Here is a 6075-nt window from a genome sequence, read left to right on the forward strand (position 1 = left end):
TCCTGCCAGTGGGGGCTACGCTGAGGGTGGCGGAGTTATTACAACGCCACATACCGGCGGTACTCAACTGGATGGGGGGCAGAAGGATGGTGCCTATGTGACTCCGGAGCACAAGCTGAATCCGGGGGTGATGTATAGTGAGGGCAGTGCTGCAAAAGGAACGGGTGGCGCAGTCGAAGAAACGGCTGGCTCGATTAAGAATGTCAATCCAGGCTTTCCTGAAGCTGGTCGAACTCATAACTGCGTGAATTGTTCAATTGCGACTGATGCAACTCTGGCTGGAAATCCAGCTTCGGCGCTTCCGATAAAATCAACAGATGGCGTTTCAATTACAGTACTGGAAAAGCAGTTTGGTACAAGATTTGTATCGGTCTCATCTGCGGATAATATTTCTCAGAAAATGATTGGTATTGGCTCAGGTGCGCGAGGTAATGTGTATGGGTCGTATGGTCCTGGTCAGCCTGGACATGTGTTCAATGTCGTAAACCAGAATGGTACTATCAGATTCTTAGATGGGCAGACAGGCAAGGTTGCTGATCTCAGTAAGTTTACATCGTTTAAGTTTTTGAGGACCAACTAGTGATAGCTTTTGAAGAATCTCTGCAGATGGTTATTAATCATTTGAGTAAGTCTCCAATGCCGCTGGTTATAACATATTCTGAAGGGTTTCCTGATGGGTGGCTATTTTGCTTCAACTCCAAACAGTATGTTGAGACAGGTGATTTTTCATTTCAACTGGTTGGAAATGGGCCGATTTTTGTTGATAAAGATACCGGCGAACTGCATTTTTTTGGCACGGCATTGCCGCCAAAGGAGTATGTGGAAGAGTACTCTCTGAGGAAGCGTGATAAGAAATAATATAGGTAATTGCTGCAAAAGGAATACTTACACCTAAAGACTTTCCTGAGGTCTCAACAAAAATAAGCCAGAGGCAGAATCGTCATACTGCAGGGACACAGCAGCTTGAGGAGCGGGGGAGCGTTGGTTTCGTGAACAGTGTTTCAGATGCTAAAAAAGTGCTTGATGCTTACCACTCCGGCCAAGTGAAAATCCTAGGAAAGAATGGTCAAGGTTTTCCAGTGGTTAAATTTGAGGGTGTTACTGGAACTAACGTTAATCTCGGCGTTGGTATAACTGATCAGCCGACTAACGTATTTGTTATCAAGGGAACAAAAAAGCCGAGCATTGTCCCCACAAATCCAAACTGGAGTCAGAAATGAGTGATCAGCCTGTGCTGGAAGAGTGGAACTTTCAAGTGCTAATGCTTGTTCAGGCGTTGGTAGGGGCGGTCTCTGCCAACTTTAGAATGGTCGCATTGCTGTGGTGTGGCGATGAGTGGGTATTGAGGTTCTATCTTGAAGAGAACCTTGAGGATGACGTCGAGGAGATTGAAGATATTGTTTGTCAATATACGGCATATCAAAATTCTAGCTTGAGATGCCGTTCTGAATTGATTGTGGGTAGCGAAAGACTTCCGGGGTTATCGGCGCTTGGGCGGGTCGTGTACCGTCGCAGAGAGGCCATTGGTAGTTAGTTGCTGCAAAAGGTAAACTTCGAATAGATCCAAGTGGAAGTTTCTCTCAGTCAGAGATAAATTCTGCATACTATATGGCTGCTCAAGGTAAAAAGTTGAGCTGCGTCGCCCTGTTGGTACGAGAGCAGAAGGGAAAACTTCAGATCTTCTAGTTAATGGTGTTAGCTATGATGTATATACCCCTGCAACGGGTAATGCGGACAGAATAATTTCTGCGATAGCAAAGAAAAATACGCAAGCTGAGGGGGTTGTTCTAGATTTATCTAGAAGCACCGTTACTAGAGAGCAGTTGGGAGATGTTCTGCGGAGAGTTAATGGTTCAGGGGCGAAAAAATTAATGACATCGCTATCATAGGTAAGTGAAATGCCATCAATGCTCTGTAAATGTGGTAATAAGTTAAGTTTTGGTGAGATGCCGAATCCAATTGAATGACTTTTGATTTCAGATGAGAACTTTGACAGGTTCCAAGGGCGGGTGGGTTTGGAGGCGATTTATCGAGAGATGAATAGTGCCCTCAAGTGTTCTCGTTGTGGAGGATTATGGGTGTTTTGGAACGGCTTTGATTCTGCCCCAGTGTCATATGCTCAAGAATAGTTAGTTGTTCTCAGTGAAGTTGCGGAAAAAGAACTAGCTAAAGGTTTAATAAGTAAGGGCTTTGAAATATACCTTCATAAAGAATTAGGTGGGAAGCCAAGTTTTTCGACGAAGGGACGAGAGTTTGACGGAGCATATGGAGCGAATAACTCTACCTGGTACGAAGCTAAATCAGGCCGATATTGGGAAGATCATGTCCAGGCAGCTTCTAAAGGATTTGAAAAGTTTAAGTCTGATATTGGTGCGCATGCTCGAATAGCTAAGGGTAGCGGTGCTTCTTTTGAAGTTCATTAAAATACAAAAACTCATCAACATGTTAAGTCATGGTTGACTCAAAAGATATACCGTTTAAAGAGTATCAATATGAGCAGTCAGGCATCTATAGATATAAGCTTACTTCGACCTTGTAGCCCAAGAGAAGTGATAGTAAAACCAATTGATTTTGGGGGGGTATTGACTCTGAAGGCGAGGTTTGTTTTTACTGCTATCTGATGTTGACTCCTATGAATGGCAGAAAGAGCATGTTAAAAAATTTAACTTGGAGGCGTTCCTAAACTCTCATTCGTTATCTGGGGGTAATCGGGATTGCTATGGTTTTTGATGGAAAATTTGGAGGGGGGGTTAATTTATCGAGACTGGATCTCTTTATCTATTTCTATAAATAGAATTTGTCTTTTTGAGGCTGTGCCAGATTTTAATAAATATATTGGTAAGCTTCGATGGGTTATAGAAAGTTTTGGCGTATCTAGTTTTAGTTGTGAGTGCATCGTTTGAATAAACAGCTCCGGATTTTAGTTGGTCCGGGGTTGTTATTTTATTCTACTGTAATCACCACGCACCCCTTCATTTGAGGGGGCGCTGAAGGTGGCGGAGTTATCACAACGCCTCATACGGGTGGTACTCAGCTGGATGGAGTGCAGAAGGATGGTGCCTATGTGATTCTGGAGTACAAGCTGAATCCGGGGGTGATGTATAGTGAGTCAGATAGTTCAAAGAATACCTCTAAACACTTGAGCTCTGCTTCTTTTGATGCTGCGAGTGGTATAGGAAAAATCTATTCTCATAAGGTTAGTTTGAGTAATGGTTAAATAATATTTAACGACTTTCTGTAGGTGCTTCAAAGAGGTATTTTGGTTATGGACCAAATGGTACTGTTGAGTTGGTCGGCCGTTGAAACAGATGCTCGACTATGCTCAATCTCAAGGGGCAGAGAGAATTACTTTAAACGGCCGCTATGCAACTGAGGAAGGAGCGATGTTGGGTACGGGTAGTGTGGATAATGTTAAGAAAAATTTTTCCTTCAGTTTCCCCCGCTACCCGAGAAGGGTTAAAAGGGTTCTTAAAAGGGCTTGAGAAGTGAAGATTCGTCGTACCCTTGAAAAAAGAATGAGGCAACTAGATGCATCTGGCCGAGGGCATTTTTATGAGGTTGCAGATGAAGGGCAGATACTTTGTTCTGTAAAGCTTGAGAATGGTGTTTTAGATATATGTATGGATGGATTTTTTATTTCGAAAAAAGATGATGTTCCCAAGATTCTTTTTGAGGCGGTTGTTGCTATAAAAAGTCATTTGAATGCAAGTTTTTTCTCTAGTGAAAGAGAGGACTTTGATTTTTATCTTCCTATAGATGTTGAGTGTGAGTCTTTTGGGTTTTCTCTTTTGGTGCCATTTTTGAGTTATTCCAACGTTCTGAATATTTTAACGGGTCTGAGGGATGATTGGCTTAAACAAGCCTCATCCTAAATTTACTCTTGGTTTCAGCAAGACTCGAATTGAGGAGGTAAAAGGGTATCCCCAAATTTCGCAGATTCAAGTTAATTCTGGTGGAGGTCGGCATGAAGGAGCTTATTAGAAAGTTTCTACTACAACGGAGGGCGCTATAAAGATAGTTGATCCTTCAACGTATAAGCCGAATCCTGGGGAAAAGGCAAAGCTTGTTTCTGGAGGTTAGTTTGATGTTGTCAAAATTAAAATGGATAATTCAAGCTTTGGCTATTCCAGCATCTGAGCAGGTGCGTTTATTTCCAACTTTTATTAATGTTGCAGATGGGCTTGCATTAATTTGGGAGGATGTCTTAGAAGCTCTTGAGGTTTTTAGAGAGATGGTGTCAGCAGGCGCGCTATTGGAAATTCAAAATCTAGATAAGAATATTTTATCTATTAGTGGTGAGTCTAATTCGCAGATTTGGACTAAAAATTCTTTGTACGACTCTGTCCTCTGGGAGGAAATAAGAGGGCTTGCTGCTGGGGTGGCTAAAAAAATGAACTGGCCTATTAGCTCACCTGGATCTGCCGAGGGTATCTATATCGGATCATAAAAGTAAAGTTGCTCTCAAGGGTGTAACTAATTTTGAGGGTGGAATGAAAGTTATTAAACTGATGCCTGACTATCAGTGTTTTCCATTGTGGAGTTTGTCGCCAGACTCTATTGGGAATGTTGATCCCGAGGAGTTGCCGACTTCACAAGAGCTCAAAGCTGATCTAATGTCATGGGCACTTAAGTATGATGATACCTTAGATGAAGAATATCCTCCTGACTCTGGATTTTCTAGCGAGGAGGATGAGGCGGAGTTTAATAAAAAAGGAGAGCATCTGTTTGAGCGGCTAAAGGTAGAGTTGAAAGGTTATGTTGTGGTTTTGAAGTGATTGAAGATGTGCGGGATAAATGCGCGAATTTTATGTGTGGTAGTGCGTTTTGGTTGTAGTGGTCATTCTATCGTCAAAGAGAATAATTAAGCTATTGATCGATATTTGATCGATTGCGATAAATAAGGGCAACTTTCACGCCGCCTTTTTTGCTTACTGGAGCACTTGCTCCTGCATCCGCCTCGTCGTTACATTCATCAAATCACGTCCATCTCGCTGTAATGGTCAACTAATCCCGGACACACAGCCAGCTCGGTTGTTGAGAGCGCTAAAAAAGCAGGTGGTGTTGCAAAGGAAGAGGTGCAGAGGCAGCTAAAAATTTTGATCGGCCTTTGGGAGTTTATAACCCTCACTGCGTTTCCAATTCACCTGCTTGATGACGAAAACCGAAAGCTGGTCAATCCGATTGTTGATACATCAGGAGGGAATCCTTCTAGTGAAGGATATGCTGGCGGTAGTCGCCCGGACAGTTTAACTACTACAGGTGGTCGTCCTATTGGCGGCGTAGGTGAGACCGACTATGTTCGACCTGTGGAGGAGCTTCCGTCTTCAGGAGTTGTTTATAACTTTCAAGGTGAAAAAATTACCCAGGGTGTGCATGCTAAAATCAGAAATAAAGAAGGACGCCCGGTTGGCTCTGTTGTAAATAATGTTCAGGTTGCGCGGCCTGCAGATATTTTGATTCAGGATGATGGTAGATGGGTAATCAAGGGGCTAAAAGATCGTGTTCATATTATTGAGCCTGATGGTGAGGTTGTAACATCATTGAATAATCCTAAAGCTAATACAAGAGATAGGATTCTACGGGGGCAGCGGCGGCCGGCCTCGCAAGATGAGCTTGATAAATTTGAGTCGATTTTTTCTAATTATGTGAGGTGGTAACGTATGGAACTTTTAAGCAAAGAGTGCATTGCAAGTGTCACGCTGTATGATCTTCGCGTCTCCGAGGGTGAATTAATGGTTTTTGCAGATAGCATAGCGATGGTAATGAAGAATTTTAGCGACTCTGATATTGAGAAAAGTACAGTCTGCGAGTCTAGAGAAGAGCTTTCTTACTATCTTGATGAACTTAAAGAGTTGCTCAAAGGCATGGTTCGGCAAGAGTACTTGCCAGAAAGATTTAAGGGTGATTTGTAAGTTTGGGGGGAGCAATTGCAGCGAGACCAATTGCAATAGTGGTGGCGACGAAGTCATCGGGCGCGTAGGAGGCGACCAAATGTCGTTTCGGTCGCCGATACCGGCAAGGTCAAGGGCAAGGAATTCGACATCAGCGTCACCGCCACCTTTGGTCCTGCTCCAG

At 43.1% G+C, this 6075-nt stretch carries 11 protein-coding genes; all 11 read left to right on the plus strand.

Annotated features, from left to right (window positions below):
- Positions 1-580: toxin glutamine deamidase domain-containing protein (locus AC1RL5_RS31730; protein ID WP_492590235.1), on the plus strand; the 580-nt coding region annotated here is incomplete at its 5' end.
- Positions 580-858 carry a YrhB domain-containing protein gene (locus tag AC1RL5_RS31735; protein ID WP_072453203.1) on the plus strand — a complete coding sequence of 93 codons (279 nt, stop codon included), beginning with the start codon at positions 580-582 and terminating at the stop codon, positions 856-858. The genes AC1RL5_RS31730 and AC1RL5_RS31735, both read left to right, overlap by 1 nt.
- Positions 859-920: 62 nt before the next feature.
- Positions 921-1220: a polymorphic toxin type 50 domain-containing protein gene (locus tag AC1RL5_RS31740; protein WP_239690702.1), complete on the plus strand. Its 300-nt coding sequence runs from the start codon at positions 921-923 to the stop codon at positions 1218-1220.
- The gene (locus tag AC1RL5_RS31745; RefSeq protein WP_019094981.1) at positions 1217-1534 is read left to right on the plus strand and encodes a MafI2 family immunity protein; all 318 of its coding nucleotides are present in this window, start codon (positions 1217-1219) and stop codon (positions 1532-1534) included. Before AC1RL5_RS31740 ends, AC1RL5_RS31745 begins: the two co-directional genes overlap by 4 nt.
- A 100-nt stretch (positions 1535-1634) precedes the next feature.
- On the plus strand, positions 1635-1889 hold the full coding sequence (locus AC1RL5_RS31750; protein ID WP_176876790.1) for a CdiA C-terminal domain-containing protein: 255 nt from the start codon (positions 1635-1637) through the stop codon (positions 1887-1889).
- Between the two features lie 81 nt (positions 1890-1970).
- Positions 1971-2129, plus strand: a complete 159-nt coding sequence (locus AC1RL5_RS31755; protein WP_492590233.1) for a DUF8617 domain-containing protein — start codon at positions 1971-1973, stop codon at positions 2127-2129.
- A gap of 1356 nt (positions 2130-3485) precedes the next feature.
- On the plus strand, positions 3486-3872 hold the full coding sequence (locus AC1RL5_RS31760; protein WP_145711663.1) for a hypothetical protein: 387 nt from the start codon (positions 3486-3488) through the stop codon (positions 3870-3872).
- Between the two features lie 212 nt (positions 3873-4084).
- Positions 4085-4447 carry a hypothetical protein gene (locus AC1RL5_RS31765; RefSeq protein WP_145711665.1) on the plus strand — a complete coding sequence of 121 codons (363 nt, stop codon included), beginning with the start codon at positions 4085-4087 and terminating at the stop codon, positions 4445-4447.
- A 43-nt stretch (positions 4448-4490) separates the two neighbouring features.
- Positions 4491-4775: an immunity protein CdiI family protein gene (locus AC1RL5_RS31770; RefSeq protein WP_077933563.1), complete on the plus strand. Its 285-nt coding sequence runs from the start codon at positions 4491-4493 to the stop codon at positions 4773-4775.
- A 300-nt stretch (positions 4776-5075) separates the two neighbouring features.
- Positions 5076-5657 carry a hypothetical protein gene (locus AC1RL5_RS31775; RefSeq protein WP_207240043.1) on the plus strand — a complete coding sequence of 194 codons (582 nt, stop codon included), beginning with the start codon at positions 5076-5078 and terminating at the stop codon, positions 5655-5657.
- 3 nt (positions 5658-5660) lie between these two features.
- Positions 5661-5912: a hypothetical protein gene (locus tag AC1RL5_RS31780; protein ID WP_077933565.1), complete on the plus strand. Its 252-nt coding sequence runs from the start codon at positions 5661-5663 to the stop codon at positions 5910-5912.
- The last annotated feature ends 163 nt before the right edge of the window (positions 5913-6075 follow it).

This window comes from Pseudomonas sp. GW822-FHT06D10, from assembly GCF_058799535.1.

Coding starts and splice junctions, on each gene's coding strand:
- AC1RL5_RS31770 (WP_077933563.1), top strand. CDS start 4,491: ATGAAAGTTATTAAACTGATGCCTGACTATCAGTGTTTTCCATTGTGG.
- AC1RL5_RS31765 (WP_145711665.1), top strand. CDS start 4,085: ATGTTGTCAAAATTAAAATGGATAATTCAAGCTTTGGCTATTCCAGCA.
- AC1RL5_RS31745 (WP_019094981.1), top strand. CDS start 1,217: ATGAGTGATCAGCCTGTGCTGGAAGAGTGGAACTTTCAAGTGCTAATG.
- AC1RL5_RS31780 (WP_077933565.1), top strand. CDS start 5,661: ATGGAACTTTTAAGCAAAGAGTGCATTGCAAGTGTCACGCTGTATGAT.